The organism is Paracoccus sp. BR5-17 (genome assembly GCF_055693925.1).
This window is the reverse complement of sequence record NZ_JBVFUV010000003.1, coordinates 523,331-550,205: the sequence shown is the minus strand read 5'-3', so window position 1 is coordinate 550,205 and position 26,875 is coordinate 523,331. Positions and strand designations below refer to the sequence as shown.

General features: G+C 68.7%; 21 protein-coding genes, 2 tRNA genes and 2 pseudogenes. 16 read left to right on the top strand and 9 right to left on the bottom strand.

What is annotated here, in order from left to right; genetic code table 11:
* Window positions 1-120: 120 nt before the first annotated feature.
* The 3 genes and pseudogenes from cobA to ACZ1HC_RS03970 all read left to right on the top strand — a co-directional run bounded on the left by cobA (window position 121) and on the right by ACZ1HC_RS03970 (window position 4,420).
* Window positions 121-831: a uroporphyrinogen-III C-methyltransferase gene (gene cobA / locus ACZ1HC_RS03980; RefSeq protein WP_472698856.1), complete on the top strand. Its 711-nt coding sequence runs from the start codon at window positions 121-123 to the stop codon at window positions 829-831.
* A 934-nt stretch (window positions 832-1,765) separates the two neighbouring features.
* Window positions 1,766-2,839: pseudogene (locus tag ACZ1HC_RS03975) on the top strand (calcium-binding protein); the annotation flags it as partial.
* Between the two features lie 102 nt (window positions 2,840-2,941).
* Complete coding sequence (locus ACZ1HC_RS03970) at window positions 2,942-4,420, top strand: calcium-binding protein (RefSeq protein ID WP_472698855.1); 1,479 nt, start codon at window positions 2,942-2,944, stop codon at window positions 4,418-4,420.
* On the opposite strand, the gene queG is transcribed toward ACZ1HC_RS03970, so the two are convergent.
* From queG to ACZ1HC_RS03950, 4 genes are all read right to left on the bottom strand, one after another.
* The gene (gene queG / locus ACZ1HC_RS03965; RefSeq protein WP_472698854.1) at window positions 4,417-5,448 is read right to left on the bottom strand and encodes a tRNA epoxyqueuosine(34) reductase QueG; all 1,032 of its coding nucleotides are present in this window, start codon (window positions 5,446-5,448) and stop codon (window positions 4,417-4,419) included. The genes ACZ1HC_RS03970 and queG overlap by 4 nt on opposite strands.
* Before the next feature lie 44 nt (window positions 5,449-5,492).
* Entirely contained in the window at window positions 5,493-6,179 is a 687-nt protein-coding gene (gene fzlA, locus ACZ1HC_RS03960) for an FtsZ-binding protein FzlA (RefSeq protein ID WP_472698853.1), read from the bottom strand.
* A gap of 61 nt (window positions 6,180-6,240) precedes the next feature.
* Window positions 6,241-6,969 (bottom strand): monofunctional biosynthetic peptidoglycan transglycosylase, encoded by a 729-nt coding sequence (gene mtgA / locus ACZ1HC_RS03955; RefSeq protein WP_472698852.1) that lies wholly within the window; start codon window positions 6,967-6,969, stop codon window positions 6,241-6,243.
* A 32-nt stretch (window positions 6,970-7,001) separates the two neighbouring features.
* On the bottom strand, window positions 7,002-7,535 hold the full coding sequence (locus tag ACZ1HC_RS03950) for a DUF1269 domain-containing protein (RefSeq protein ID WP_472698851.1): 534 nt from the start codon (window positions 7,533-7,535) through the stop codon (window positions 7,002-7,004).
* 149 nt (window positions 7,536-7,684) lie between these two features.
* On the opposite strand from ACZ1HC_RS03950, the gene ACZ1HC_RS03945 reads away from it, so the two are divergent.
* Complete coding sequence (locus ACZ1HC_RS03945; protein WP_472698850.1) at window positions 7,685-7,993, top strand: hypothetical protein; 309 nt, start codon at window positions 7,685-7,687, stop codon at window positions 7,991-7,993.
* Between the two features lie 94 nt (window positions 7,994-8,087).
* Window positions 8,088-8,537 carry a DoxX family protein gene (locus tag ACZ1HC_RS03940; RefSeq protein ID WP_472698849.1) on the top strand — a complete coding sequence of 150 codons (450 nt, stop codon included), beginning with the start codon at window positions 8,088-8,090 and terminating at the stop codon, window positions 8,535-8,537.
* 115 nt (window positions 8,538-8,652) lie between these two features.
* On the opposite strand, the gene ACZ1HC_RS03935 is transcribed toward ACZ1HC_RS03940, so the two are convergent.
* Window positions 8,653-8,737, bottom strand: a tRNA-Leu gene (locus ACZ1HC_RS03935).
* A 185-nt stretch (window positions 8,738-8,922) separates the two neighbouring features.
* Here ACZ1HC_RS03935 and ACZ1HC_RS03930 point away from each other — a divergent pair.
* The 5 genes and pseudogenes from ACZ1HC_RS03930 to gltB all read left to right on the top strand — a co-directional run bounded on the left by ACZ1HC_RS03930 (window position 8,923) and on the right by gltB (window position 17,600).
* Complete coding sequence (locus ACZ1HC_RS03930; protein ID WP_472698848.1) at window positions 8,923-9,909, top strand: complex I NDUFA9 subunit family protein; 987 nt, start codon at window positions 8,923-8,925, stop codon at window positions 9,907-9,909.
* Window positions 9,909-10,712, top strand: a complete 804-nt coding sequence (locus ACZ1HC_RS03925) for an undecaprenyl-diphosphate phosphatase (RefSeq protein WP_472700777.1) — start codon at window positions 9,909-9,911, stop codon at window positions 10,710-10,712. The genes ACZ1HC_RS03930 and ACZ1HC_RS03925 overlap by 1 nt, the downstream gene beginning before the upstream one ends.
* Before the next feature lie 149 nt (window positions 10,713-10,861).
* Complete coding sequence (locus tag ACZ1HC_RS03920; RefSeq protein WP_472698847.1) at window positions 10,862-12,358, top strand: NAD(P)-dependent oxidoreductase; 1,497 nt, start codon at window positions 10,862-10,864, stop codon at window positions 12,356-12,358.
* 4 nt (window positions 12,359-12,362) lie between these two features.
* Window positions 12,363-13,064 (top strand): hypothetical protein, encoded by a 702-nt coding sequence (locus tag ACZ1HC_RS03915; RefSeq protein ID WP_472698846.1) that lies wholly within the window; start codon window positions 12,363-12,365, stop codon window positions 13,062-13,064.
* Window positions 13,061-17,600: pseudogene (gene gltB / locus ACZ1HC_RS03910) on the top strand (glutamate synthase large subunit). The gene ACZ1HC_RS03915 and the pseudogene gltB overlap by 4 nt, the downstream one beginning before the upstream one ends.
* A 152-nt stretch (window positions 17,601-17,752) precedes the next feature.
* Here the strand turns inward: gltB and ACZ1HC_RS03905 are convergent.
* A tRNA-Lys gene (locus tag ACZ1HC_RS03905) sits at window positions 17,753-17,828 on the bottom strand.
* A 94-nt stretch (window positions 17,829-17,922) separates the two neighbouring features.
* Here ACZ1HC_RS03905 and dapF point away from each other — a divergent pair.
* Both dapF and mtaB read left to right on the top strand, forming a co-directional pair.
* Window positions 17,923-18,756, top strand: a complete 834-nt coding sequence (dapF, locus tag ACZ1HC_RS03900) for a diaminopimelate epimerase (RefSeq protein ID WP_472698845.1) — start codon at window positions 17,923-17,925, stop codon at window positions 18,754-18,756.
* Window positions 18,753-20,006 (top strand): tRNA (N(6)-L-threonylcarbamoyladenosine(37)-C(2))-methylthiotransferase MtaB, encoded by a 1,254-nt coding sequence (mtaB, locus tag ACZ1HC_RS03895; RefSeq protein ID WP_472700776.1) that lies wholly within the window; start codon window positions 18,753-18,755, stop codon window positions 20,004-20,006. Before dapF ends, mtaB begins: the two co-directional genes overlap by 4 nt.
* A 41-nt stretch (window positions 20,007-20,047) precedes the next feature.
* Here mtaB and ACZ1HC_RS03890 read toward each other — a convergent pair whose 3' ends face one another.
* Complete coding sequence (locus ACZ1HC_RS03890) at window positions 20,048-20,884, bottom strand: universal stress protein (protein ID WP_472698844.1); 837 nt, start codon at window positions 20,882-20,884, stop codon at window positions 20,048-20,050.
* A gap of 198 nt (window positions 20,885-21,082) precedes the next feature.
* On the opposite strand from ACZ1HC_RS03890, the gene ccoN reads away from it, so the two are divergent.
* Genes ccoN through ccoP form a run of 4 tightly spaced genes read left to right on the top strand, consistent with a single transcriptional unit; the run spans window position 21,083 to window position 24,659 of the window.
* Window positions 21,083-22,687 carry a cytochrome-c oxidase, cbb3-type subunit I gene (ccoN, locus tag ACZ1HC_RS03885; RefSeq protein ID WP_472698843.1) on the top strand — a complete coding sequence of 535 codons (1,605 nt, stop codon included), beginning with the start codon at window positions 21,083-21,085 and terminating at the stop codon, window positions 22,685-22,687.
* 12 nt (window positions 22,688-22,699) lie between these two features.
* The gene (gene ccoO / locus ACZ1HC_RS03880) at window positions 22,700-23,425 is read left to right on the top strand and encodes a cytochrome-c oxidase, cbb3-type subunit II (protein WP_472698842.1); all 726 of its coding nucleotides are present in this window, start codon (window positions 22,700-22,702) and stop codon (window positions 23,423-23,425) included.
* 11 nt (window positions 23,426-23,436) lie between these two features.
* Window positions 23,437-23,625 carry a cbb3-type cytochrome c oxidase subunit 3 gene (locus ACZ1HC_RS03875; RefSeq protein WP_472698841.1) on the top strand — a complete coding sequence of 63 codons (189 nt, stop codon included), beginning with the start codon at window positions 23,437-23,439 and terminating at the stop codon, window positions 23,623-23,625.
* The gene (gene ccoP / locus ACZ1HC_RS03870; protein WP_472698840.1) at window positions 23,625-24,659 is read left to right on the top strand and encodes a cytochrome-c oxidase, cbb3-type subunit III; all 1,035 of its coding nucleotides are present in this window, start codon (window positions 23,625-23,627) and stop codon (window positions 24,657-24,659) included. Before ACZ1HC_RS03875 ends, ccoP begins: the two co-directional genes overlap by 1 nt.
* Window positions 24,660-24,961: 302 nt before the next feature.
* Here the strand turns inward: ccoP and miaB are convergent, their stop codons facing one another.
* Both miaB and ACZ1HC_RS03860 read right to left on the bottom strand, forming a co-directional pair.
* A complete protein-coding gene (gene miaB / locus ACZ1HC_RS03865; RefSeq protein ID WP_472698839.1) occupies window positions 24,962-26,293 on the bottom strand; it encodes a tRNA (N6-isopentenyl adenosine(37)-C2)-methylthiotransferase MiaB in 1,332 nt (443 codons plus the stop codon).
* 81 nt (window positions 26,294-26,374) lie between these two features.
* Window positions 26,375-26,818, bottom strand: coding sequence for a DUF2380 domain-containing protein (locus tag ACZ1HC_RS03860; RefSeq protein WP_472698838.1), 444 nt, complete (start codon window positions 26,816-26,818; stop codon window positions 26,375-26,377).
* Window positions 26,819-26,875 lie beyond the last annotated feature (57 nt).

Genomic DNA, 26,875 nt, shown 5'->3' with positions numbered 1-26,875 from the left:
TCGCGGCGGGCGGAAAGTTTCGCCCCCGGGCGGATTGTCTGGCCCGCCGGCGGTGGTATAGCTGGAACGCCCCGGACGAAAGCCGCCCCGTTGCCTGATCCCGCTGCCCCACCCGGTTTCGTGTCGCTTGTCTCTGCCGGGCCCGGCGATCCCGAACTGCTGACGCTGAAGGCCGCGGACCGCCTGGCGCGGGCCGATGTGGTGCTGTTCGACGACCTGGCATCCGGCGCGGTGCTGGACCATGCGGGTCCAGGGGCCGAACGCATCCCGGTGGGCAAGCGCGCCGGGCGGCCCTCGGCCCGTCAGGACCAGGTGAACGCGCTGCTGGTCGAACACGCCCTAGCCGGGCGCCGGGTGGTGCGGCTGAAGTCCGGCGACGCGGGCTTCTTCGGCCGGCTCGAGGAGGAACTGGCGGCGCTGAGGCAGGCGGGCATCCCGTTCGAGATCGTGCCCGGCGTCACCTCGGCCAGCGCGGCGGCGGCGGCGGCGGGCATCCCGCTGACACGCCGGCTGACCGCGCGCCGCGTGCAGTTCATCACCGGCGCGGACGTGACGGGCCGGCTTCCCGGCGACATCAACTGGGCCGCCATCGCCGATCCGGCGGTCACCACCGTGGTCTTCATGGGGCAGCGCAGCTTTCCCGACCTGGCGCGCGGCCTGCGCGCCCACGGCCTGCCCGGCGACACGCCCGCCCTGTTTGCCGAAGCGGTGGGCCATCCCCACCAGCGGCTGGTCCGCACCACGGTGGACGGCCTGGCGGCGATGATGGCGACGGCGTCCGTGTCCCAGCCCGGGCTGATCCTCTACGGCCCGCTGGCCTTCGACCTGTAAAGCTTTCGTTAAACCCTTGGGAAAACCCGGCTTTCCGGTCCGTGCGGATTAGGGTTCTGTTAGCCATCGCCCGCCGCCGGGCTTGCAGCTGAAACGCGCAATCAACGGACAAGATGATCTCCTATCGTCACGTGGTCACCTATGGGACCACGCAGCAACGCTGGCTGTCTGACGTGACCGATCTGGCGCTGGTCCAGACCGCGGGACAGTGGCTGCTGTGCGCCGTGAACGCCTTGGGCGGGATCTCCAGCTATCGGATCGGCGACCCGCTGGCGCCGCTGGTCCGGGGGCTGACGGCGGGCTTTCCGGCAGGCTTCACCTATCACGCGCAGCCCAGCCTGACGGTGCTGGGCGGGGACGGCGGCGCCCGCCTTCTGGTCGGCGGCGTCTCGGGGGCGGGCGTGGCGGGCCTGACGATCGACGGCATGGGCAGGCTGGGGACGCTGGGACAGCTGTTTCCCGCCGACAGGATCGGCGCGCGTCTGTCGGCCAGCGCGCATCTGGTGACCGAGCAGGGGCAGTTCCTGGTCTCGGCCCGGCCCGACCGGCTGACGATCGAGGTGAACCGGATCACGGCCGACGGCAGCCTGTCGGCGGTCTCCTCGGCCGACCTGCCCAGGCCCGCGGGCGCGGCCGGGGCGTCGCTGGACGGGATCGCGACGCTCGAGGTGGAGGGGCAGCGCCTCGTGGTGGCGATCTCGGGCCTGGGCAATTTCATCTCGACCCATGCGATCGGCGCGGACGGCACCCTGCGCGCCGGATCGGTCCATGCCGCGGCCGAGGGGACCGGATACCATGTTCCCTCGGGGCTTGAGGTCCTGCAGGTCGGGGGGCGCAGCTTCGTCGTGGTGGCGGGGAACGCCTCGTCCTCGCTGTCGGTGTTCCGGCTGGACAGGACCGGCGCGCTGACCGCCACCGACCACGTGCTGGACGAATTGACGACCCGCTTCCAGTCGGTAACGGCCATGGCCACGGCGGTGGTGGACGGGCGCGGCTTCGTGATCGCGGGCGGGGCGGACGGGGGAATCTCGATCTTTGCGCTGATGCCGGACGGCAGGCTGCTGCATCTGCAGACCATCGCCGACACCGCCGGAACGACCCTGGACCGCATCAGCGCGATCGAGGCCGTGACCATCGCCGGCAGGATCGTCCTGCTGGTCACATCCGGGGGCGAGACCGGGGTGACGCAGCTTGCCATCGACCCCGGCGCGGTCGGCAGCACGGCGATTGCCGGATCGGGCCGGGTCGCGGGAACCGCCCAAGACGATCTGCTGGTGGCCGGCGGCGCCACCACCGGCCTGAGCGGCGGGGCCGGCGACGACATCCTGGTGACCGGCCGGACCGGCATCACGCTGAGCGGCGGCGCGGGCGCCGACATCTTCGCCCTGACGCGCTTCGACGGCCGCATCGTCATCACCGACTACGAGGCAGGCACCGACCGGCTGGACCTGTCGATGCTGGGCATGATCCGCAGCACCCTGCAACTGACCTTCGCGCCGCAGGCCTGGGGAACGCTGATCGTCTATGGCAACGCCATCGTCGAGATCCGCAGCCGCGACGGCACGCCCCTGGCGCCTGCGGATTTCGGCGACGGGATGTTTCCCATCGCCCATTACATGCTGCCGCGGCTGGATCCGGTCAGCACCGCGGTTCCCCCGTCGCCGCCGGCCAGTGGATCTTCGGAACCGCCGGGCCGGACCGGCTTCTGGGGGCGGGCGGCGCCGACCAGATCCAGGCGGGCGAGGGACAGGACACCGTCTCGGCCGGGGCGGGCGGCGACACGGTGCAGGGGCAGGCGGGCGACGACCTGCTGCGCGGCGGAGACGGGGCCGATCAGGTGCTGGGCCAGGCGGGACAGGACAGCCTGTTCGGCGACGGCGGCGACGACAGCCTGCTGGGCGATGACGGCTGCGACCTTCTGTATGGAGGCCTGGGGCGGGACGGCCTGCGGGGCGGGACCGGCAACGACCGGCTGTATGGGGGCGCGGGCGATGACCGCCTGTACGGCGAGACCGGCAACGACACCCTGTCGGGCGAGGATGGCGACGACCTTCTCGAGGATCTTCTGGGCGACAACCACCTGCTGGGCGGCGCGGGCGGGGACGGCCTGGTGGCGGGGGCGGGCCTTGATTCGCTGTGGGGCGGCGAGGGCGACGATCTTCTGCAGGCGGGCGGCGGCGCTGACTTGCTGGATGGCGGATCCGGGCAGGACAGCCTGCGGGGCGGTGCCGGCGACGACCGGCTGACGGACCTGCTGGGCGACAACCACCTGCTGGGCGAGGCCGGCAACGACCTGCTGACCGCCGGAGCCGGCGCCGACCGGCTGCGCGGCGGGTCGGGCCGGGATCTGCTGCGGGCGGGCCTGGGCAACGACAGCCTCTGGGCCGAGGATGACGACGACCAGCTGTTCGGAGAGGCCGGCAACGACCTGCTGGACGGCGGCAAGGGCAACGACCTGCTGGACGGCGGTGCGGGCGACGACCGCCTGGACGGCGGCCTGGGCAATGACACGCTGCAGGGCCAGGCCGGCAACGATGCGCTGGCCGACCTGTGGGGCGCCAATCGCCTGTTCGGCCAGGACGGCAACGACGGCCTGCGCGGGGGCTCGGGGGCGGACCGGCTTTACGGCGGGGCCGGGGGCGATACGCTCTGGGGTGGGGCCGGCGCCGACTGGCTGTGGGGCAATGCCGGAAACGACCGGTCCTGGGGCGAGGACGGCGCTGACCTGATCGAGGATTATTCGGGCAACAACCTCTTTGACGGCGGAAGGGGCAACGACCGGCTGCTGGCGGGGGCGGGCCGGGACACGCTGCGGGGCGAGGCGGACCAGGATCTGCTGCGCGGGGGCGGGGGCGGCGACCTGCTGGACGGCGGCTTGGGCAACGACAGCCTGTGGGGGGAGGCGGGCAACGACCGGCTGACGGACCTGCGGGGCAACAACCTGCTGCGCGGCGGGCTGGGCAACGACATTGCGACAGCCGGCGCCGGCAACGACCGGCTGTTCGGCGAGGCTGGTCAGGACAGCCTGACCGGCGGCGCGGGATGCGACGCGCTGCGCGGCGGGCTGGGCAACGACCGGCTGTCGGGTCAGGCGGGCAACGACAGCCTCTGGGGCGATGCGGGGGCGGATCTGCTCTATGGCGGAACCGGCGGCGACGCCCTGAGGGGCGGTGCCGGTTCGGACCGCCTTCAGGGCGACGCCGGCCAGGATCTTCTGCTGGGCGAGGGGCAGCGCGACTGGCTTTGGGGCGGCGCGGGCCGGGACACGCTGGCCGGCGGCGGCGGCAGCGACCTGATCTGGGGCGGCGCCGATGCCGACGTGTTCCGCTTTGTCCGGCCCGGCGACAGCGCCCCCGCCGCCCCCGACATCATCCAGGACTTCCGGGCCGGCAGCGATCGTCTGGACCTGCGCGGCCTGGGGCTGCGCTATATCGACGACGGCGATTTCAGCGCCGCCCGCCAGCTTCGCTGGCATCACACCCCGTCCGAAACCCGCGTCATGGCGGACCTGGATGGCGATGGCAGGGCGGATCTGGTGGTGCGGCTTCTGGACCAGATCGACCTCGACCGCGGCGACTTCCTGCTCTAGCCCCCGGCCCGCGTTCTCAGCCGGTCCGATGCCCAGCGCGCCGCGTCGGCCACGGCAGGGTCGCCATCGCCGGTCAGGCTTTCCGCCACCTGGGCAAGCCCCGGATCGCCGGAATTGCCGATCGCATAAAGCACGTTGCGCACGAAGCGGTCGCGCCCGATGCGCTTGATCGGGCTGCCCGAGAAGCGCGCCCGGAAGCCCGCATCGTCCAGCCGCGCCAGCTCGGCCAGGGGCGGGGCGCCGACGATGCCGCGATAGCGCATTTCGGACCCGGCCTGGGCGAACTTGTTCCAGGGACAGACCGCCAGGCAGTCGTCGCAGCCATAGATGCGGTTGCCCATCAGGGGGCGCAGCTTGGGATCGACCGGCCCCTTGTGTTCGATCGTCAGGTAGGAAATGCAGCGCCGCGCATCCAGTTGATAGGGCGCCGGAAAGGCGCCTGTCGGGCAGGCGTCCAGGCAGGCGCGGCAGGATCCGCAATGCGAACGCTCGGGTGCGTCCGGGGGCAGGGGAAGGGTCGTGAAGATCGAGCCCAGGAAGAACCAGCTTCCCAGATCGCGCGACAGAAGGTTGGTGTGCTTGCCCTGCCAGCCCAGGCCCGCGGCCTGCGCCAGGGGTTTTTCCATCACCGGCGCGGTATCGACGAAGACCTTGATCTGCTCGCCCGGCGCCTGTTCCAGAAGCCAGCGGCCAAGCTGCTTCAGCCGCTTCTTGACCAAGTCGTGGTAATCGCGCCCCTGGGCATAGACGCTGATCGCGGCACGGTCGGGCTGGTCGAGAACCGCCAGCGGATCGTGGTCGGGTGTGTAAAGCTCGGCCAGAACGATCACCGAACGGGCTTCCGGCCACAGCGCCGCCGGATCGCCGCGCCACCGCGTGCGCTCGGCCATCCAGCCCATCTGCCCGTGCCGCCGGGCGGCCAGGAACTGCTGCAATCGCTCTGCCGCCTCGGGCACCGCATCGGGCGTCGTCACGCGCATCCGGGAAAAGCCCACGGCTTCGGCTTCAGCCGCCAGACGCTCTTTCACCTTTGTCCAAATACCCCGGGGGGACCGGGGGCCGGCCCCCGGCGCTAGCCGAAGTCAAGCTCGGCATAATGGGGGGCCGGGTGGATGCCCGGAACCTGGTCGGCCAGGATCGACCGGAAGGCCGGGCGGGACTTGATGGTGGCATACCAGTCGCGCAGGCTGTCCGAACGGTCCCAGTCCACGTCCGAAATGTAGTCGAGACACGAGAAATGCGCGGCGGCGGTGAAATCGGCCAGCGTCAGGCTGTTGCCGGCCAGCCAGCGGCGGGTTTCCAGCAGCGTGGCCAGATAGTCGATATGCTCCTTGATGGCGCGCAGGCCCTCCTTGACCACGCGGCTGTCGGGATAGCCCTGGCGGGTGATCTTCTTCCAGACCCGCTCGGTCAGGATCGGCACCGTCACCTCGGCGTTGAACTTGTCGTCGAACCAGGCGCAGAGGCGGCGCACCTCATGGCGTTCCAGCGGTGTCGAGGGCATCAGCGCGGGCGAGGGAACCGCCTCGTCCAGATATTCGACGATGGCCTGGCTTTCGGCCAGCATGTTGCCGCGATGGCGCAGCACCGGCAGCTTGCCGGCTGGGTTGCGGCGCTTCAGGTCGGGCGGGCTTTCCCAATAGCGTTCCTCGACCAGTTCCACCTCGATCTTCTTCTCGGCCAGCACCAGCCGGACCTTGCGGCAGAAGGGTGACAGCGCGGTGTGATAAAGCCGGGTGGTCTGGGTGTTGCTGTTCATCGCCTGGTTCAAGAATCCCTGTCGTGCAATCGGGCCTTGATAAGCCTGCGCCCGCCGCGTTTCAACCGGCGCGGGCGGCGGCGAAGCAATCGGCGCGACCGTCGCGCGCGATGGTCGCCGCCCCGTCGGCGATGGCGCGCGACCGTTGCGAGGGCCGGTCCGGGCTGCGCGTCTTGGGCGCGGGCAGCACCGCCGCCAGCCGCGCCGCCTGCACCTCGGTCAGCCGGTCCGGCGTGGTGCCGAAATATTCGCGCGCCGCCGCCTGGATGCCGAAGATGCCGGGGCCGAACTCGGCCACGTTCAGATAGACCTCGAGGATGCGGCGCTTGGTCCACAGCGCCTCGATCATCGGGGTGAAGGCGGTTTCCAGCGCCTTGCGGGTCCAGCTGCGCCCCTGCCACAGAAAGACGTTCTTGGCCGTCTGCTGGGTCAGCGTCGATGCCCCCCGCGACGATCCCGAAGCCACGACCTTGCGAATTTCCGCCATGTCGAAGCCCCAGTGCAGGCAGAAGTTCGCATCCTCGGCTGCCACGACCGACCGCCGCATCGCCCCCGAGATGTCGTCCAGATCCACCCAAGTCCGCGGCGTCGTCGCCTCGGCGGCGATGGTCCAGGTCGTGGGCGGGTTGACCAGGCCATAGACCAACACCAGCCCCAGCATCAGCGCCGCAAAGCGCAGCGCCAGCCAGCGCGTCCAGATCAGCAGCCGCCGCAGGACCCGCCCGCGGATCGGCCGCGTCGCGGACCCGGTATCGTCGGCGGGACGGCTGAGAAGGGCGCGCAGGACCATGCCCGCCCTGTCTCACGCGGCCCCCGCCTGCGTCAAGCGCCGGCAGGGGGCGGGGCGACGGGCGGCACCGGCGCGGGATTGCCCGACAGGGCGTCGCGCAGCCGGTCCTCGTCCTCGCGCGACAGCGAGGTTTGCAGCACCCGGCCCCGGTGGTGGAAGGATTGCAGCCGGTCCAGCATCTTGTCCGCCGTCATCTTGCGCAGCAGCACGAAGACCGCCGATCCGCCCGGCGGCAGCGCCCGTGCGGTCTGGCGGATGAAGTCGTCGTTGATCCCCACATCCGTCAGCTTGCCGGCCAGTGCGCCCGAGGCCGCCCCCACCGCCGCGCCGATCAGCGGGTTGAGGAAGATCAGCCCGATGAAGGTGCCCCAGAAGCCCCCGCCCAGCGCCCCCGCGGCCGTCAGGTTGACGGCCTGGTGCAGCTTGATGTCGTCCTCGGTCGGGCGGGTGACCACCACCGCGTCCTCCATCTCGATCAGGTATTCCCCCTGCATCTTCACCAGTTCCGCCCGCAGTTCGAACCCGGTGGCCTCGTCGTCGAAGGCGATGACGATCAGTTCCGACATGATGCTCTCCTTTCATGGGATGCAGGTGCCCAACCACCTCGGCGGCGGGGGGTTTCACCATCGTGAAGCCGACCGAGGGGAAGGCGCTTGAAAAGCGGCGTTCCGCCGGGCCATATCGCCCCATCCGCAACCATTGGCGCGCCCCCGGGATGAGAGTTCTTGCCACAGTCATGCTGATGGTCGCGCTTCTGGCGATGTCCGTCACCGTGGCGGGCGCGGGGCTGGCGCGGCCTGCCTGCAGCGCCCAGTGGGGCGCGGGCGATCCGTGCCACGGCGCGGCGCTGCCCGGCGCCACCTCGGACACCGCCCAGAACCCCGGCGTCTGCTTTCTCTGCCTGGCCCCGCCCCAGGACGAGGCTGCGCCCGCCCGTCCCCGTCAGCGCCTGCCGATGGCCTTCGGCGCCGTCGTTCTGACCGGCCTGCGGCTTGCCGCGCCCTGGCGACCGCCGCGGGCCTGATCCCTCCGATCATCACGCCGAACCGCCCCCGGGACGGGGAATACCAGCTTTCCTTGCGCCGCGACGGGCCGCAAGACCAATGGGATCAACCACGATGTCCGATTACAACACCGCCAACACCCGCCTGATCATTCCCGGCCTTCAGCGCCTCTATGCCGCCGTGGCGCCGCTGACGGTCCTTTACATGCGCGTCATCTGCGGCCTGGCCTTCATGATGCACGGCTGGCCCAAGATCATGAACCCGATGGGCGCCGTCGGCATGGTCGAGGGGCTGGGCTTCCATCCCGGCTGGTTCTGGTCGCCGCTTCTGGCCGGGACCGAGTTCTTCGGCGGGTTGCTGCTGGTCCTGGGCCTGCTGACCCGACCGGCCGCCGTCGCCACCTCGATCGTGCTGTGCGTGACCAGCTATTTCCACTGGGTCGTCCAGGCCGAGGGCTTCGCCGGGGCCGAGAAGTCGCTGCTGTGGCTGGGCCTGACGCTGTATTTCGCCGCGCATGGCGGCGGGCGGCTGTCGCTGGACCGCGCCTGGGGCAAGCAGTTCTAGGCCCGCCGGCAGGGGGCTGCGGCGGGCCCGTTCCCGCCCTGGCCATCCGCCCAGGACACGACAGGCCCCGGACAGGAAAAAGCCCCCGGAAACCGAAGTTTCCGGGGGCTTTTTATGGTGCCCAGAAGAGGACTCGAACCTCCACGCCTTGCGGCACACGGACCTGAACCGTGCGCGTCTACCAATTCCGCCATCTGGGCCAACTGGTGTGAGGCGGGTCTCTAAAGCCAGTCGCGGGGGGCGTCAATGGGTGGGCGGCAGAAATCTTGCGAAAATCTTTGGCGGCTGCGGGCCGATCCGCCCCCAGGCCGTGCCCCGCCTTGTCGCGCCGCCCGCGCTTGGATATGGAACCAGCAGGCATCGGCATGAAGGAGGCGAGACGCCCATGGCGAAACTGGTCACGATCTATGGCGGATCCGGCTTTGTCGGCCGCCACGTCGCCCGGCAGATGGCCAAGCGCGGCTGGCGCGTGCGCGTCGCCGTCCGCCGTCCCGACGAGGCGCTGTTCACCCGCACCTATGGCGCGGTGGGACAGGTCCAGCCGATCCTGTGCAACGTCCGCGACGAACTGTCCGTGCGCGCGGCCATGGTCGGCGCGGATGCGGTGGTGAACTGCGTCAACATCCTGGCCCCCAAGGGCCAGAGCAGCTTTCAGACGGTGTTCGAGGAAGGCGCCGAACGGATCGCCCGACTTTCGCTGGAGATGGGCGTGGAGCGGGTCGTCCACATCTCGGGTCTGGGGGTCGATCCCGCCTCGGAAAGCCCCTACATCGCCAGCAAGGCGCGCGGGGAAGCGGCGGTCCTGAAGCACCGCCCGGACGCGGTGATCCTGCGGCCCTCGGTGATCTTCGGGCCGGGCGACAATTTCTACAACCGCTTCGCGGCGATGACCCGCTTGGGCCCGGTGGTGCCGGTCGTGGGCGGCGGCACCCGGATGCAGCCGGTCTATGTGGACGACGTGGCCCTTGCCGCCGTCAAGGGCGCGACCGGCGAGGCGGCGCCCGGCATCTACGAACTGGGCGGCCCCGAGATCCTGACCCTGCGGCAGGTGGTGGATCAGGTGCTGAAATCCACCATGCGCCGGCGCGGCGTGGTGAACCTGCCCTTCCGGGTGGCGGAACTGGGCGCGCGGGTGCTGGGTGTCCTGCAGACGATCACCGGCGGCCTGTTCACCAACACCATCCTGACCCGCGACCAGATCGCGCTGTTGCGTGCCGACAACGTGGTGTCACCCGGCGCACGCGGCTTTGCCGAACTGGGCATCGACCCGGTCGCACCCGAGGCGGTGATCGACGAATATCTGTGGCGTTTCCGGCCGTCGGGCCAGTTCGACGCGATCAAGCAGTCGGCCAAGAACCTGCGCGCCGAGTGATGGAAGCCAACACCATCGTCGCCGCGGTCCTCGGGATCCTCGAGGGCCTGACCGAGTTCATCCCGGTGTCCTCGACCGGGCATATCCTTCTGGCAGGCCATTTCCTCGGCTTCGAGTCGCCCGGCCGCAGCTTCGAGGTGCTGATCCAGCTTGGCGCCCTGCTGGCGATCCTGGGGGTCTATTTCGCGCGGATCGTCCATATCCTTGCCTCGGCCCGTCGCGACCCGGCGTCGCGGCGCTTTCTTCAGGCGGTCCTGCTGGCCTTCCTGCCGGCGGCGGCGGTCGGGGTTCTGGCCCACGGCTTCATCAAGGCGGTGCTGTTCGAGACGCCCGCCCTGATCGCGGTGATGCTGATCCTGGGCGGGCTGGTCCTGCTGTGGGTGGATCGCAGGGCCACCCGTCCGGTCTATGGCCGCGTCGAGGAGTTTCCGCTGTCCGTGGCCTTCAGGATCGGATTGTTCCAGTGTCTGGCGATGGTCCCCGGCGTCTCGCGGTCCGGCGCCACGATCGTCGGCGCGCTGCTGATGGGGGCCGACAAGCGGGCCGCGGCCGAGTTCTCGTTCTTCCTGGCGATGCCGACCATGCTGGGGGCCTTCGCCCTGGACCTGTTCAAGAACCGCGACCTTCTGGATGCAGGCGCCCTGGGCAACATCGCCATCGGCTTTGTCGCGGCCTTCGTGATGGCGCTGGTCGTGGTTCGCTGGCTTCTGGGCTATGTCTCGCAACACGGCTATGCGCTGTTCGGCTGGTGGCGGATCATCGTCGGCGTTCTGGCGCTGCTGGGTCTCTGGGCATTTGGGTAAGGCATGCTGACTATTTTTGACGCTTTCGAAGCCGATTTTTTTAGATCGCGGGCTAAATCTGCCATTTAAGTCAGTAATGCTGACTTTTAATGCTGGATCTCTTGGTTTATGCCGGCTGCGGAAGGTCTGTCATTGAAGGTCGCGCAGCCATGGCCACGCAGAAGATGCTCAAGTTCGTCTCGACCCCGCGCGAGATGCCCGAGAAACGCCCCGCGACCGAACGCAGCGAGGACTTTCACGAGATCTATCGCGAATTCGCGCGGGCGAAGGCGGCCGAACAGGCCAGCCGGTGCAGCCAGTGCGGCGTGCCCTATTGCCAAAGCCACTGCCCGCTGCACAACAACATCCCCGACTGGCTGCGACTGACGGCCGAAGGGCGCCTGCACGAAGCCTATCTGGTCAGCCATGCGACCAGCACCCTGCCCGAAATCTGCGGGCGCATCTGCCCGCAGGACCGGCTGTGCGAGGGCAACTGCGTGATCGAGCAGTCCGGCCACGGCACCGTCACCATCGGCGCGATCGAGAAATACATCAACGACACCGCCTGGGATCAGGGCTGGATCACCCCTGTCAGGCCCGAACGGGAACGCGCCGAATCGGTCGGCATCATCGGCGCCGGTCCCGGCGGCCTTTCCGCCGCCCACATGCTGCGCGCGCGCGGCTTTCAGGTCACCGTCTATGACCGCTACGACCGCGCGGGCGGGCTGATGACCTACGGCATCCCCGGCTTCAAGCTGGAGAAGGACGTGGTCATGCGCCGCAGCCGCTGGCTCGAGGAAAGCGGCGTCGAATTCGTGCTGAACTGCACCGTGGGCGAGGACATCAGCTTCGACGCGATCCGGGGCCGGCACGACGCGGTGCTGATCGCCACGGGGGTCTACAAGACCCGCGATCTGGACATCGACAATGCCGATGCCGGGGGCGTGGTGCGCGCCATCGACTATCTGACTGCCTCGAACAAGGTCGATTTCGGCGACAGTGTGCCCGATTTCGAGGATGGCGAACTGAACGCGCGCGGCAAGCGCGTCGTCGTGATCGGCGGCGGCGACACCGCGATGGACTGCGTGCGCACCGCGATCCGCCAGGGCGCGCTGTCGGTGAAGTGCCTCTATCGCCGCGACCGGGCTAATATGCCGGGTTCGCAGCGAGAGGTCCAGAGCGCCGAGGAGGAGGGCGTCCAGTTCGTCTGGATGTCGGCGCCGGGCAGGTTCATCGGTCATGTCACCGGGGATTTCGCCGCCAGCCAGGAAGCCGACGTGGACGGCCCGGTGCGCGCCGTCATGCAGGTCGCCTCGGTCGGCGTGCAGAGGATGCGCCTGGGCGCACCGGACGTGACCGGCCGCCAGTCGCCCGAATTGATCGAGGGGGCCGATTACGACGAGCCCGCCGACCTGGTCATCAAGGCCCTGGGCTTCGAGCCCGAGGACCTGCCAAGGCTGTGGGGCGCGGACGGGCTGGAGGTCACCCGCTGGGGCACCATCAAGGCGGACTTCCAAACCCACCGCACCAGCCTGCCCGGCGTCTTCGCCGTGGGCGACATCGTGCGCGGCGCGTCCCTGGTGGTCTGGGCCATCCGCGACGGCCGCGAGGCCGCCGAATCCATCGCCGGCTACCTGACGGGCGAAGCCCGTGTCGCGGCGGAGTAGGGCCATGATGCTGCGGATCATCATGCCCCTGGCCTGGGCGCTGGCCGCATCGGCCGGCCATGCCGCCAGCTTCCTCCCGCCCGAGGGCTGCCAGTTGCAGGCGACGGTCCAGAACCGCGGCTGTTCGGTCACCCAGTATTACCAGTGTTCCGCCGATCCCCAGGGGCATCAGCGCAGCGCCATCCTGGGCGAGGACGGATTGCGCCACCTGTCGCGCATCGACGCCGAAACCCGCTGGATCGAAAGCAGCGATCCCAACACCGGCCTGGCCGATGTCCTGGTCGAGGATTCCCGCGACCACGCCAGCTTCACCACATTGCTGGAAACCGGGCGGGACGACTTCGACTTCTGGACCGAATCGAACACAGGCGAACGGTTGCGCCATGTGGGCCAGGACATCCTGACCGGCGAGCGCGTCGTGATCGACGGCCAGCCGCTGGAGGTGACGCGCTTCCAGCTCAGGACCTATGACGCGGAGGGCGATCTGCTGATCGAACGCAGCGGGCAGCAGTTCATCAGCCGCCAGATGGGCCGGTTCTTCGGCGGCATCGAAACCCAGTCCGACTGGACCGGCCAGCGTCAGGACACCAACGACAGCCCCGTGACCTTCGCCTTTCCGGGCGAGGAAGGCTTCGGGGAAGCCACGCCACAATTCGACTGCGATCAGTTGCTGACGCAGCTTCTGCAGGAAAGGGTCGGCTCATGAGCAGGGATTGGCAGCAGGAACAGGAAGCCCTCCGCGACTGGATGGCCAAGCACAGCCTGTATCGCGAGGACGACGAACATTCCTCGTGCGGGGTGGGGCTGGTGGTCAACATCGACGGCAAGCCGTCCCGGAAGGTGGTGCAGTCGGGCATCGACGCGCTGAAGGCCATCTGGCATCGCGGCGCGGTGGACGCCGACGGCAAGACCGGCGACGGCGCCGGCATCCACGTCCAGATCCCAGTGTCCTTCTTCCACGACCAGATCCGCCGCACCGGGCACGAGCCCGATCCCGCCAAGATGATCGCCGTGGGCCAGGTGTTCCTGCCGCGCACCAACTTCGCCGCGCAGGAGGCCTGCCGGACCATCGTCGAGATCCGAGGTCCTGCGGATGGGCCACTACATCTACGGCTGGCGCCACGTGCCGGTGAACACCGCCGTGCTGGGCGAAAAGGCCAACGCCACCCGCCCCGAGATCGAGCAGATCCTGATCCGCTGCGAGAAGGACATCGACCACATCCAGTTCGAGCGCGAGCTGTACATCATCCGCCGCCGAATCGAGAAGGCCGCGGTGGCGGCCCAGGTCGCGGGGCTCTATTTCTGCTCGCTGTCCTGCCGCTCGATCATCTACAAGGGCATGATGCTGGCCGAGCAGGTGGCCGAGTTCTATCCCGACCTCAAGGACGACCGCTTCGAATCGGCCTTCGCCATCTATCACCAGCGGTATTCGACCAACACCTTCCCGCAGTGGTGGCTGGCCCAGCCCTTCCGGATGCTGGCCCACAACGGCGAGATCAACACGCTGAAGGGCAACCTGAACTGGCTGCGCAGCCACGAGATCCGCATGGCCTCGTCGGCCTTCGGCGAGGCGGCCGAGGACATTAAGCCGATTGTGCCGGCCGGATCCTCCGACAGCGCCGCCCTGGATGCGGTGTTCGAGGTGATGGTGCGTTCGGGGCGCAGCGCGCCGATGACCAAGACCATGCTGGTCCCGGAAAGCTGGTCCAAGGCCACCACCGACATGCCCAAGGCCTGGGCCGACATGTATGCCTATTGCAACGCCGTGATGGAGCCCTGGGACGGTCCCGCGGCCCTGGCCATGACCGACGGTCGCTGGGTCTGCGGCGGTCTGGACCGCAACGGCCTGCGGCCGATGCGCTATGTCGTGACCGCCGAGAACCTGCTGATCGCGGGATCCGAGGTAGGGATGGTTCCCGTCGATGACCTGGAGGTGCGCGAAAAGGGCGCGCTTGGGCCGGGGCAGATGATCGCCGTCGATATGTGGGACGGCAAGCTGTACCACGACAGCCAGATCAAGGACCGCCTGGCCTCCAGCCAGCCCTTCGGCGAGTGGATCGAGAAGGTCGTCGATCTGAACGCCATCATGCGCGAACTGCCCGAACAGGCGCATTTCAGCGGCGACGACCTGCGCCGCCGCCAGACCGCCGCCGGCTATACGCTGGAGGAGCTGGAGCATGTCCTGTCGCCGATGGCCGAGGACGGCAAGGAAGCCATCGCCTCGATGGGCGACGACACGCCGCCCGCGGTGCTGTCGAGCCAGTACCGGCCGATGAGCCATTTCTTCCGCCAGAACTTCAGCCAGGTGACCAACCCGCCCATCGACAGCCTGCGGGAAACCCGGGTGATGAGCCTCAAGACCCGCTTCGGCAACCTCAAGAACGTGCTGGACGAATCCAGCAGCCAGACCGAGATCCTGATCCTGGAGAGCCCCTTCGTCGCCAATGGCGAATTTGCGGAAATGACCCGCATGTTCGGCGACGCGGTGACGCGGATCGACTGCACCTTCCCCGACGATGCCGGCCCCGAGGCCCTGGCCGAGGGTCTGGCCCGCATCCGCGCCGAGGCCGAGGACGCGGTGCGGTCGGGCGCGGGCCATCTGGTGCTGACCGACGAGGGGCAGGGGCCCGACCGGGTGGCGATGCCGATGATCCTGGCGACCAGTGCGGTCCATTCCTGGCTGACCCGCAAGGGCCTGCGGACCTTCTGTTCGCTGAACGTGCGGTCCGCGGAATGCATCGACCCGCATTACTTCGCCGTGCTGATCGGCTGCGGCGCGACCACCGTGAACCCCTATCTGGCCCAGGATTCGATCCAGGACCGGATCGAGCGCGGCCTGCTGCCCGGCAGCCTCATCGAGAACATGCGCCGCTATCGCGACGCGGTGGATGCGGGCCTTCTGAAGATCATGGCCAAGATGGGGATCTCGGTCATCTCGTCCTATCGCGGCGGTCTGAACTTCGAGGCGGTCGGCCTGTCGCGCGCCATGGTGGCGGAATATTTCCCCGGCATGCACTCGCGCATCAGCGGCATCGGCCTGCACGGCTTGCAGGCCAAGGTCGAGGATCTGCATCACCGTGCCTTCCACGGCGGCGCGCCCGATCTTCTGCCGGTGGGCGGCTTCTACAAGATGCGCCGCTCGGGCGAGAAGCACGCCTGGGAGGCCAGCACCATGAAGCTGTTGCAGGTGGCCTGCGAGAAGGCCTCCTACGACGTGTGGAAGCAATATAGCGCAGCGATGCGGGCCAACCCGCCGATCCACATCCGCGACCTGCTGGACATCAAGCCGCTGGGCAAGCCGGTGCCCATCGAGGAAGTGGAATCGATCACCTCGATCCGCAAGCGCTTCGTGACGCCGGGCATGTCGCTGGGGGCCTTGTCGCCCGAGGCGCACATGACGCTGAACATCGCCATGAACCGGATCGGCGCGAAGTCCGATTCGGGCGAGGGAGGCGAGGATCCGGCCCACAGCCATCCGCTGCCCAACGGCGACAACCCCTGCGCCAAGATCAAGCAGGTGGCCTCGGGCCGCTTCGGCGTCACCGCCGAATACCTCAACGCCTGCGAGGAGCTTGAGATCAAGGTGGCCCAAGGCGCCAAGCCCGGCGAGGGCGGGCAACTGCCCGGCATGAAGGTCACCGACCTGATCGCGCGCCTGCGCCATTCGACCAAGGGGGTGACGCTGATCTCTCCTCCGCCGCACCACGACATCTATTCGATCGAGGATCTGGCGCAGCTGATCTATGACCTCAAGCAGATCAACCCGCGCGCCAAGATCACCGTCAAGCTGGTGGCTTCCAGCGGCGTGGGCACCATCGCGGCGGGCGTGGCCAAGGCCAAGGCCGACATCATCCTGATTTCCGGCCACAACGGCGGCACCGGGGCCAGCCCTGCCACGTCCATCAAGTTCGCCGGCCTGCCCTGGGAAATGGGCCTGACCGAGGCGCATCAGGTGCTGGCCATGAACCGGCTGCGCGAACGGGTGACGCTGCGCACCGACGGCGGCCTGCGCACCGGCCGCGACATCGTCATGGCGGCGATGATGGGCGCCGAGGAATACGGCATCGGCACCGCCGCGCTGATCGCGATGGGCTGCATCATGGTGCGCCAGTGCCAGTCGAACACCTGCCCGGTGGGCGTCTGCACCCAGGACGAACGCCTGCGCGCCATGTTCACCGGATCGGCGGACAAGGTGGTGAACCTCATCACCTTCTATGCCCAGGAGGTCCGCGAAATCCTGGCCGGCATCGGTGCGCGGTCCCTGGACGAGGTGATCGGCCGCGCCGACCTGCTGACCCAGGTCAGCCGGGGCGCCGCGAACCTGGACGATCTGGACCTGAACCCGCTGCTCATCACCGTCGATGGGGCCGAGAAGATCGTCTATGACCGGTCCAAGCCGCGCAACGCGGTGATGGACACGCTGGACGCCGAGATCGTCAAGGACGCCGCACGCTTCTTCGAGGATGGCGAGAAGATGCAGCTGTCCTATGCGGTGCGCAACACCCACCGGACCATCGGCACGCGGACCAGTTCGCTGATCGTGCAGAAGTTCGGGATGCGCAACAACCTGCAGCCCGACCACCTGACGATCCGCCTGACCGGCAGCGCCGGGCAGTCGCTGGGCGCCTTCGCCGCGCCGGGCCTGAAGATCGAGGTGTCGGGCGACGCCAACGACTATGTGGGCAAGGGCCTGTCGGGCGGCACCATCGTGGTGCGCCCGCCTATGGCCAGCCCGCTGGTCGCGGCCGAGAACACCATCATCGGCAACACGGTCCTTTACGGGGCGACCGACGGATATCTGTTCGCCGCAGGCCGCGCGGGCGAACGCTTCGCGGTCCGCAACTCGGGCGCGAAGGTGGTGATCGAGGGCTGCGGCAGCAACGGCTGCGAATACATGACCGGCGGCGTGGCGGTGATCCTGGGCCGGATCGGCGCGAACTTCGGGGCGGGGATGACCGGCGGGATGGCCTATCTCTATGACCCGCAGGACGTGGCGCGCGACTACATCAACCTGGAAACGCTGGTGACATGCCCTGTCACCCAAGACCATTGGGAACACCAGCTGAAGGGCCTGATCGAGCGGCATGTCGCGGAAACCGGCTCGCGCCGCGGCGCCGGGATCCTGGCGGACTGGGCCACCGAGAAGGCCAGCTTCCTGCAGATCTGCCCCAGGGAGATGCTGGCCCATCTGCCCTGTCCGATCATGGCGGTCGAGGAACCGGCCGCGGTTCCGGCCGAATAGGCCCAGGCGGCGAACAGGAACCGGGCGCGCGGCAGGCGCGCCCTTCCGCCCGGCGCGTGATCAGCGGCTGCAAGCCTGCGCGGGGCGCAAAAGAGGCGGATTGCAAAAGATCAGGGCCCGGGCTTTCCGCCCAGGCCCTTGATTTCGATATGTGGTGAGCCCGACAGGATTCGAACCTGTGACCCACTGATTAAAAGTCAGTTGCTCTACCAACTGAGCTACGGGCCCAACATGGGGGGCTTACTAGGGGGGCTTCCGGGGGCGTCAAGCGGAAAAGTCGGGGCCACTGGTGGAAATCCGGCCGGGGGCGTATATGCCCCCCATGAACAGCATTTCCGCCCCCGGCCTGCCCTTCATGAAGATGCACGGGCTTGGCAACGATTTCGTGATCCTCGACCTGCGCGGCGGCGGCCGGCCGCCGGCGGCGGAGGTGATCGCGCGCCTGGCGGACCGCCATCGCGGCGTGGGCTTCGACCAGCTTGCCGCGATCCAGGCCGACGACGGCGCCGATGTCCGGCTGCGGTTCTGGAACGCCGACGGCTCGGCCAGCGCGGCCTGCGGCAACGCCACGCGCTGCGTCGCGCGCCACCTGATGGACCAGACCGGCCGCGACCGTCTGAGCCTGCGCACCGATCACGGCCTGCTGCTGGCCGAGGATGCGGGCGGCAGGCTGACGCGCGTGAACATGGGTCCGCCGGTGCTGGACTGGCGGGCGATCCCGCTTGCGCACGAGGTGGACATCGACCACCTGCCCATCGACGGCGACCCGGCCGCCACCGGCATGGGCAACCCGCATCTCACCTTCTTCGTGGATGACGCGGCCCTGGTCGATCTGGCCGCCTTCGGCCCGGCGATGGAGCATCACCCGCTCTATCCGCAGCGCACCAATGTCGAGGTCGTGCAGGTCCTGTCGCGCGACGAGATCATCCTGCGGATCTGGGAACGGGGGACCGGGGCGACGCTGGCCTCGGGGTCCTGTTCCTGCGCGGCGGCCGTGGCCGCGGCGCGGCGCGGGCTGACCGGGCGGCGGGTCAGGGTCAACGTGCCGGGCGGCGTCCTGCTGATCGACTGGCGCGAGGATGGCGTCTGGATGGAGGGGCCGACGGCGCATGTCTTTTCGGGCGTTCTGACCCCTGAATGGCTGGCAGCATCATGACGGCGCCGGTCTTTTCGACGCTGGGCTGCCGGCTCAACGCCTATGAAACCGAGGCGATGCGCGAGATGGCCGAGGCCACCGGCCTGTCTGGCGCCGTGGTGGTCAACACCTGCGCCGTCACCGCCGAGGCCGTGCGCAAGGCCCGCCAGGAAATCCGCCGCCTGGCCCGCGAAAACCCCGGCGCGCCGGTGATCGTCACCGGCTGCGCGGCGCAGACCGAACCCCAGACTTTCGCCGCCATGCCCGAGGTCACGCGCGTCATCGGCAACCACGAGAAGATGCAGCCCGCAACCTGGGCCGGGCTGCGCGCGCCCGACCTGATCGGCGAGACGGAAAAGATCCGCGTGGACGACATCATGTCGGTCAGGGAAACCGCCGGCCACCTGATCGACGGCTTCGGGCGGCACCGGGCCTATGTCCAGGTGCAGAACGGCTGCGATCATCGCTGCACCTTCTGCATCATCCCCTACGGGCGCGGCAATTCCCGGTCGGTGCCCGCGGGTGTTGTTGTCGAACAGATCAAGCGCCTGGTGGGGCGCGGCTTCAACGAGGTGGTGCTGACCGGCGTGGATCTGACAAGCTGGGGTGCCGATCTGCCGGGGACGCCCCGGCTGGGCGATCTGGTGATGCGGATCCTGCGGCTGGTCCCCGACCTGCCGCGCCTGCGCATCAGCAGCATCGACAGCATCGAGGCCGACGACAACCTGATGCTGGCCATCGCCACGGAACCGCGCCTGATGCCGCATCTGCACCTGTCCTTGCAGGCGGGCGACGACATGATCCTGAAGCGGATGAAGCGGCGCCACCTGCGCGACGACGCGATCCGCTTCTGCGAGGAGGCGCGCCGGCTGCGCCCGGACATGGTCTTCGGCGCCGACATCATCGCGGGCTTTCCCACGGAAACCGAGGCGATGTTCGACAACAGCCTGAAGCTGGTCGAGGACTGCGGCCTGACCTTCCTGCACGTCTTTCCGTTTTCGCCCCGCAAGGGCACGCCCGCCGCGCGGATGCCTGCGGTCGGCGGGCCGGTGATCCGCGACCGCGCCGCCCGGCTGCGCGCGGCGGGCGAGGCCGCGCTGCGCCGTCATCTGGACGCCCAGCTTGGCCGGACCCACCGGGTTCTGACCGAAGGCCCGCGCCTGGGCCGGACCGAACAGTTCACCGAGGTGGCGTTCGCCAGCGACCAGCCGGAAGGCGCGCTGATCGACTTGCGCATCGCCGGCCACGACGGCAGCCGGCTGGCAGCCTGAAGCCGCCTTCCAGGCCCCGGCGCTGCCCTTTCGGGGCGGCTTCAGCGCGCCATCAGCACCGGCACCCGGGCCTTTTCCAGCATGTTTCGCGTCGCCCCGCCCAGGATCGCCTGGCGGAAGCGCGAATGGCCATAGGCGCCCATAACCACCAGGTCCGCGCCGATCTCGGTCGCGCGGCGGTTGATTTCATCGCTGATGGTGCCCGAGGGGCGGGGCAGCACGGTGATGTCGGTATGCACGCCGTGGCGCGTCAGCATCTGCGCCAGGGGCGCCCCCGGTTCGGACCCGTCGGCGCCCCCGCGCGGGTCGATCACGGTGATCTCGACGGAAGCGGCGGCCTTCAGCAGCGGCAGCGCGCGCCGCACCGCCGCCAGCGCCTCGAGCGACTGGTTCCAGGCCACCAGAACCTTGCCCGGCGGATCGGCGGGCAGGTCGGTGCCCGGCAGGACCAGCACGGGGCAGCCGCCCTCGAACAGGGCGGCCTCGACCACGGCCTCGGCCTCGCCGGGGGCGTCCTCGCCATAGGGGCGCGCCAGCACCGTCAGGTCGGAAAAGCGGGCGCGCATCCCCACCAGGTTGGCGATCCCGCCGATCTGGGCCACCGCCGCCTCGGCCGACCAGCGCAGGTCGCTGTAGCGTGCCAGGTGCTCGCGAACCATCTGGTCCAGCGACCCCGCCTGATCCATCGCCATGTCGATGGCGTCCTGGAAGGCGTAGGGCATCCCGTTGGGGAAATAATAGCCCACCTGCGTGTGGTCCAGCCCCAGGCTGAGGACCGACAGGTGTCCGTCCTCTCGGGCCGCCAGGGCCGCGGCCGCGTCAAGCTGCGGCAGCTGGCGGGGGTCGGACAGGACGGTCAGGATGCTTTTGTAGCCCATGGCGTTCTCCTCTGAGGGGGCAGGTCCAGGATGACGGATCTGCCAAGTCGCAGCCTTGACCGGAATCAAACCGCCGAACTTGATGCAGATCAAGGTTCCGGGCGTCCCCGCCACCTTATTCCGGGCAGCGACAAGGGAATGCGACCGGCGGCGATTCGTGCCCCGGCCATTCCCGCCAAGGGGACGCAGGTGGATGCCATGTGGAATTATGCAAAGCTGATCTTGATGGGCTCGATCGCGCTGTTGGCGGCGATCGCCGCCAACATGGCGCGCGACCCGGCCTTCATGGTCAACGCGATCGTCGTCATGCTGGTCGCGGGCGGGATGTTCGTCTGGGCGCTGCGCCAGATCGACGAACCCGCGCCGGTCATCGACCGGACACAGTACATGGACGACGTGATCCGCTGGGGCGTGATGGCCACGGCCTTCTGGGGCGTGGTGGGCTTTCTGGTCGGCGTGGTCATCGCCTTCCAATTGGCCTTTCCGGCCCTGAACCTGTCGGATCTGACGCAGGGCTACACGAACTTCGGCAAGCTGCGCCCGCTGCACACCAGCGCGGTGATCTTCGCCTTCGGAGGCAACGCGCTGATCGCCACCTCGTTCTACGTGGTGCAGCGCACCAGCGCGGCGCGGCTGTGGGGCGGGAACCTGGCCTGGTTCGTGTTCTGGGGCTACAACCTGTTCATCGTGCTGGCCGCGACCGGCTATATCGCCGGCGCCACCCAGTCCAAGGAATATGCCGAACCCGAATGGTATGTGGACTGGTGGCTGACGGTCGTCTGGGTGGCCTATCTGGCGGTGTTCCTGGGCACCATCATCAAGCGCAAGGAACCCCATATCTACGTCGCCAACTGGTTCTACCTGGCCTTCATCGTGACCATCGCGATGCTGCACATCGTCAACAACATCTCGGTGCCGGTCAGCATCTTCGGGTCGAAGTCGGTGCAGGTGTTCAGCGGCGTGCAGGACGCGATGGTGCAGTGGTGGTACGGCCACAACGCCGTGGGCTTCTTCCTGACCGCGGGCTTCCTGGGCATGATGTACTACTTCATCCCCAAGCAGGCCGAACGCCCGGTCTATAGCTACAAGCTGTCGATCATCCACTTCTGGGCGCTGATCTTCCTCTATATCTGGGCGGGTCCGCACCACCTGCACTACACCGCGCTGCCCGACTGGGCCTCGACGCTGGGGATGGTCTTTTCGATCATGCTGTGGATGCCGTCCTGGGGGGGCATGATCAACGGGCTGATGACGCTGTCGGGCGCCTGGGACAGGCTGCGCACCGACCCGATCCTGCGGATGATGGTGGTGGCCGTGGGCTTCTACGGCATGGCGACCTTCGAGGGGCCGATGATGTCGATCAAGGCCGTCAACAGCCTGTCGCACTATACCGACTGGACCATCGGCCACGTCCATTCCGGCGCGCTGGGCTGGAACGGCATGATCACCTTCGGCGCGCTCTATTACCTGACGCCGCGGCTGTGGGGCCGGGAACGCCTCTACAGCCTGTCGCTGGTCAGCTGGCACTTCTGGCTGGCGACCATCGGGCTGGTCCTCTACGCCGCCTCGATGTGGGTGTCGGGCATCATGGAGGGCCTGATGTGGCGCGAGGTGGACAGCCAGGGCTTCCTGGTCAACGCCTTCGCCGACACCGTGCAGGCCAAGTTCGCGATGAACGTGGTGCGCGCCCTGGGGGGGACCCTCTACCTCGCGGGCGGGATCATCATGGCCTTCAACCTCTGGGCCACCGTGGCCCGCCAGTCCAAGGCCCATTCGACGGCCATCGCCGTGCCGGCCGAATAAGGGGAAAACGCCATGCAGATCCTGGAAAAGCACAAGATCCTGGAAAAGAACGCCACGCTGCTGCTGATCTTTTCCTTCCTGGTCGTCACCATCGGCGGCCTCGTGCAGATCACGCCGCTGTTCTATCTGGAAAACACCATCGAGAAGGTCGAGGGCGTCCGCCCCTACACCCCGCTGGAGCTGGCAGGACGCGATGTCTATGTCCGCGAGGGCTGCTATGTCTGCCACAGCCAGATGATCCGGCCGATGCGCGACGAGGTGGAACGCTACGGCCATTACAGCCTGGCCGCCGAATCCATGTATGACCATCCCTTCCAGTGGGGATCGAAGCGCACCGGGCCGGATCTGGCGCGCGTCGGCGGGCGCTACTCCGACGAATGGCACCTGGACCACCTGCGCGACCCGCAATCGGTGGTGCCCGAATCGATCATGCCGGCCTACGGGTTCCTGGCGGACCGGGTCATCACCGCCGACCATGTCGCCGACCGCGTCACGACCGACGCCTTGGTGGGGGTGCCCTATTCCGAGGAGATGATCGCCGCGGCGGTCGCCGATTTCCGTGCGCAGGGCAATCCCGGCGCCGATGCCTCGGGCCTTCAGGAACGCTATCCGGGGGCGCAGCAGCGCAACTTCGACCGCCAGCCGCAGCTGACGGAAATGGACGCGCTGATCGCCTATCTGCAGGTGCTGGGCACGATGGTCGATTTCTCGACCTTCCAGCCGGATCCGGCGCGGTAGGGGGGCGGGCGATGGAAACCTACAGCTTCCTGCGCGGGCTGGCCGACAGTTGGGCGCTGCTGCTTCTGGTGCTGTTCTTCCTGGGCGTGATCGGCTTCGTGTTCCGCCCCGGATCGCGCAAGACGCACCGGGACGCCGCCGAAAGCATCTTCAGGAACGAGAACCGTCCCGCCGAGGCGGACGACAAGGAGGGCCGGTGATGGCCGAGGACAAGGACAAGCCCGCTGAACCGCAGGGGGATCGCGCCGATCCCACCAACCGGATCTCGGTCCAGCGGCACGCCGCCGACAGCGAACACGCCGCCAAGATCGCCGGAGAGATCCCCCAGCGGACCCGCCCCGACAGGCCCGCGGCGCCCGGGCTGCGCCGCAAGACCCGCAAGGGGCTGGTGCAAGAGGTCGGATCGACCGGGCACGAATGGGACGGGATCACCGAATACGACAACCCGATGCCCCGCTGGTGGCTGTGGACCTTCTATGCCACCATCGTCTGGGCGGTGGGCTACGTGATCGCCTATCCCGCCATCCCGCTGGTCGATCGGGCCACCGACGGCCTTCTGGGCACCGACTACCGCCAGGAAGTCGCGGCCGACATCGCGCGTTTCGACCAGGCCAACGCCGCCATCCAGACCCGCCTGGCCGAGGTGGATCTGGCCGCCATCCCGAACGACCCGGACCTGCTGAACTATGCCACCAACGCGGGCGGCGCGATCTTCCGCACCTGGTGCGCGCAGTGCCATGGATCGGGGGCGGGCGGGACGCGGGGCTATCCGAACCTGCTGGACAACGACTGGCTGTGGGGCGGCACGCTGGAGGACATCCACCTGACGCTGCAGCACGGCATCCGCGATCCGCAGGACAGCGATACGCGGTATTCGGAGATGCCGCGCTTCGGCACCGACGGGATCCTGGACCGCGCGCAGATCGACCAGGTGGTGAACCATGTCCTGTCGCTGTCGGATCTGCCGCATGACGCCCGCAAGGCGGCGCAGGGCCAGCAGGTCTTCCTGGACAACTGTTCGGCCTGCCACATGGAGGACGGCAGCGGCGACCGCACACAGGGCGCGCCGAACCTGGCCGATGCCGTCTGGCTTTACGGCAGCGACGCCGCGACGCTGAACCGGATCGTCGCCCAAGGCCCCTTCGGGGTGATGCCCGCCTGGAACACGCGCCTGTCCGAGGCCGAGATCCGCGCCGTCGCCACCTATGTCCACGGTCTGGGCGGCGGGGAATAGCCCCCGCCCGGATCCTCCGGCTTTCGCCTGCGCGCACCACCGCGGGCGAAAGGGACCGGCCCCTGTCCTGTTCGCGCGTTCCCAGGGGCCGGTCCTTCATCATCGCGCCGATCTCGCCCAGGCGACGATCCGGCGCCCCGGTCTTTCGCCTTCATCCACCGGGGCGAAAGAGGGCCGGCCCCCTTCACGTCCGGGCGCCTGGGGGCCGGCCACCTGCTTTTCCGCCCGGCCGCATCGGCAGGGACCTGTTCACCGGGGGCCGCGCCGGAACGGCCCGCAGGCAGGATCCGATGGGGCGGGCCTCAGGCCGCCAGTTCCCCGTGCAGCGAGTTGGCCGCGCTCTCCACGATCCGAACCTGCACCAGATCGCCCGCCTGGGCATCCGGCGCGTCCACGAAGACCGAATGCAGGTAGTCCGACTTGCCGATCATCTGCCCCGGCTGGCGGCCCGGCTTTTCGAACAGCACGCCCAGGGTGCGCCCGACCATGCCTTCCTGCGCGGCCTTCTGCTGCTTCGTCAGCAGCGCCTGGAGTTCCTGCAGCCGCTGGTCGGCCACCGCGCCGTCCACCTCGGGGCGGTCATAGGCGGGGGTGCCGGGGCGGGGGGAATACTTGAAGCTGAAGGCGGTGCCGAAGCCCACCTCGGCCACCAGGCGCAGGGTGTCCTGGTGGTCCTGGTCGGTTTCGCCCGGGAAGCCCACGATGAAGTCGCTGGTCAGCAGGATGTCGGGACGGGCCGCGCGGATGCGGTCGATCAGGCGCAGGTATTGCGCCGCCGTGTGCTTGCGGTTCATCGCCCGCAGGATCCGGTCGCTGCCCGACTGCACGGGCAGGTGCAGATAGGGCATCAGGGCGGGCACGTCGCGATGCGCGGCGATCAGGTCGTCCGACATGTCGTTGGGGTGGCTGGTGGTATAGCGGATGCGGTCCAGCCCGTCGATCTCGGCCAGCGCGCGGATCAGGCGGCCAAAGCCCCATTCGCCGTCCGACCCCGCGCCGTGCCAGCCGTTGACGTTCTGGCCCAGCAGGGTGATCTCGCGCACGCCGCGCCCGACAAGGTCGCGGGCCTCGCGCAGGATGCGGTCCACGGGGCGACTGACCTCGGCGCCGCGGGTATAGGGGACGACGCAGAAGGCGCAGAACTTGTCGCAGCCTTCCTGCACCGTCAGGAAGGCCGAGGGGGCGCGGCGCGTGACACGGCGCTGGGGCAGGTGGTCGAACTTGTCCTCGGGCGGGAACTCGGTCAGGATCGCCGGCGCCTCGCCGCGCACCATCGCCGGCAGGCGGTGATAGGTCTGCGGGCCGACGACCAGATCGACCAGGGGCATCCGGCGCACGATCTCCTCGCCCTCGGCCTGGGCCACGCAGCCGGCCACGCCGATCTTCAGATCCGGCCGTTCGGCCTTCAACGGCTTCAGGCGGCCCAGGTCGGAATACAGCTTCTCGGCCGCCTTCTCGCGGATGTGGCAGGTGTTCAGCAGCACCATGTCGGCATCGGCCTGATCCTCGGTCAGGACATAGCCTTCCGCGCCCATGGCCTCGGTCATGCGCTGGCTGTCATAGACGTTCATCTGGCAGCCATAGGTCTTGATGAAAAGCTTCTTGGCTGCCGGGGGATTGGCTTGGTCGGTCATGCCGTGCTGTCCTTGGGAATGGCCCGCTGATACAGCAGTTGCGGCATGTTGAAAAGCCACGGGCGCACGGAACGGCCGCCGTCAGGGGGCGCGGTCGCGGATCTGGCCGGCCAGGAACAGGCCCGCGCGGCGCCACGCCTCGTCGTTGTCGCCGCGGAAGTTCAGGTTGCGGCTGTCCAGCAGCTCTCCGGTCCGGGCGTCCACCAGGTTGACGAACAGCTGCAGGATCAGGGTGCTGGTCTTCTGCGCGACGACGAACAGCGCCTGGTCCGCGCCGGTCGAGAGCGTCGCCGCAAGCAGGCAGTCGGCGGTCTGCGGCTGGCAGGCGGCAAGCGCGTCGGGCGCGACGGGGGTGGCGGGCAGTTCCTCGGCCAGAACCCGGGCCAGCAGGGCCATGCGCCGGTCGTGGTCTTCCTGCTGATCGCGCGCCTCGCCCGAGGTGTCCAGCATCTTGACGGGCAGGATGGCGATGTCCGCCCATGCCGGCGAGGCAAGCAGCAGGCACAAGGCAAGCACGTGGCGCATGGCGGTTCCCCCCAGGGCAGGATGTTACGCCCTGACCGGACCAGGTCCAGCGGAAAG

Coding starts and splice junctions, on each gene's coding strand:
- ACZ1HC_RS03925 (WP_472700777.1), top strand. CDS start 9,909: ATGGAAGCCAACACCATCGTCGCCGCGGTCCTCGGGATCCTCGAGGGC.
- ccoO (WP_472698842.1), top strand. CDS start 22,700: ATGCAGATCCTGGAAAAGCACAAGATCCTGGAAAAGAACGCCACGCTG.
- mtaB (WP_472700776.1), top strand. CDS start 18,753: ATGACGGCGCCGGTCTTTTCGACGCTGGGCTGCCGGCTCAACGCCTAT.
- ACZ1HC_RS03950 (WP_472698851.1), bottom strand. CDS start 7,535: ATGTCGGAACTGATCGTCATCGCCTTCGACGACGAGGCCACCGGGTTC.
- mtgA (WP_472698852.1), bottom strand. CDS start 6,969: ATGGTCCTGCGCGCCCTTCTCAGCCGTCCCGCCGACGATACCGGGTCC.
- ccoN (WP_472698843.1), top strand. CDS start 21,083: ATGTGGAATTATGCAAAGCTGATCTTGATGGGCTCGATCGCGCTGTTG.
- ACZ1HC_RS03860 (WP_472698838.1), bottom strand. CDS start 26,818: ATGCGCCACGTGCTTGCCTTGTGCCTGCTGCTTGCCTCGCCGGCATGG.
- ccoP (WP_472698840.1), top strand. CDS start 23,625: ATGGCCGAGGACAAGGACAAGCCCGCTGAACCGCAGGGGGATCGCGCC.
- ACZ1HC_RS03890 (WP_472698844.1), bottom strand. CDS start 20,884: ATGGGCTACAAAAGCATCCTGACCGTCCTGTCCGACCCCCGCCAGCTG.
- ACZ1HC_RS03930 (WP_472698848.1), top strand. CDS start 8,923: ATGGCGAAACTGGTCACGATCTATGGCGGATCCGGCTTTGTCGGCCGC.
- ACZ1HC_RS03945 (WP_472698850.1), top strand. CDS start 7,685: ATGAGAGTTCTTGCCACAGTCATGCTGATGGTCGCGCTTCTGGCGATG.
- ACZ1HC_RS03920 (WP_472698847.1), top strand. CDS start 10,862: ATGGCCACGCAGAAGATGCTCAAGTTCGTCTCGACCCCGCGCGAGATG.
- ACZ1HC_RS03875 (WP_472698841.1), top strand. CDS start 23,437: ATGGAAACCTACAGCTTCCTGCGCGGGCTGGCCGACAGTTGGGCGCTG.
- miaB (WP_472698839.1), bottom strand. CDS start 26,293: ATGACCGACCAAGCCAATCCCCCGGCAGCCAAGAAGCTTTTCATCAAG.
- fzlA (WP_472698853.1), bottom strand. CDS start 6,179: ATGAACAGCAACACCCAGACCACCCGGCTTTATCACACCGCGCTGTCA.
- ACZ1HC_RS03940 (WP_472698849.1), top strand. CDS start 8,088: ATGTCCGATTACAACACCGCCAACACCCGCCTGATCATTCCCGGCCTT.
- dapF (WP_472698845.1), top strand. CDS start 17,923: ATGAACAGCATTTCCGCCCCCGGCCTGCCCTTCATGAAGATGCACGGG.
- ACZ1HC_RS03915 (WP_472698846.1), top strand. CDS start 12,363: ATGATGCTGCGGATCATCATGCCCCTGGCCTGGGCGCTGGCCGCATCG.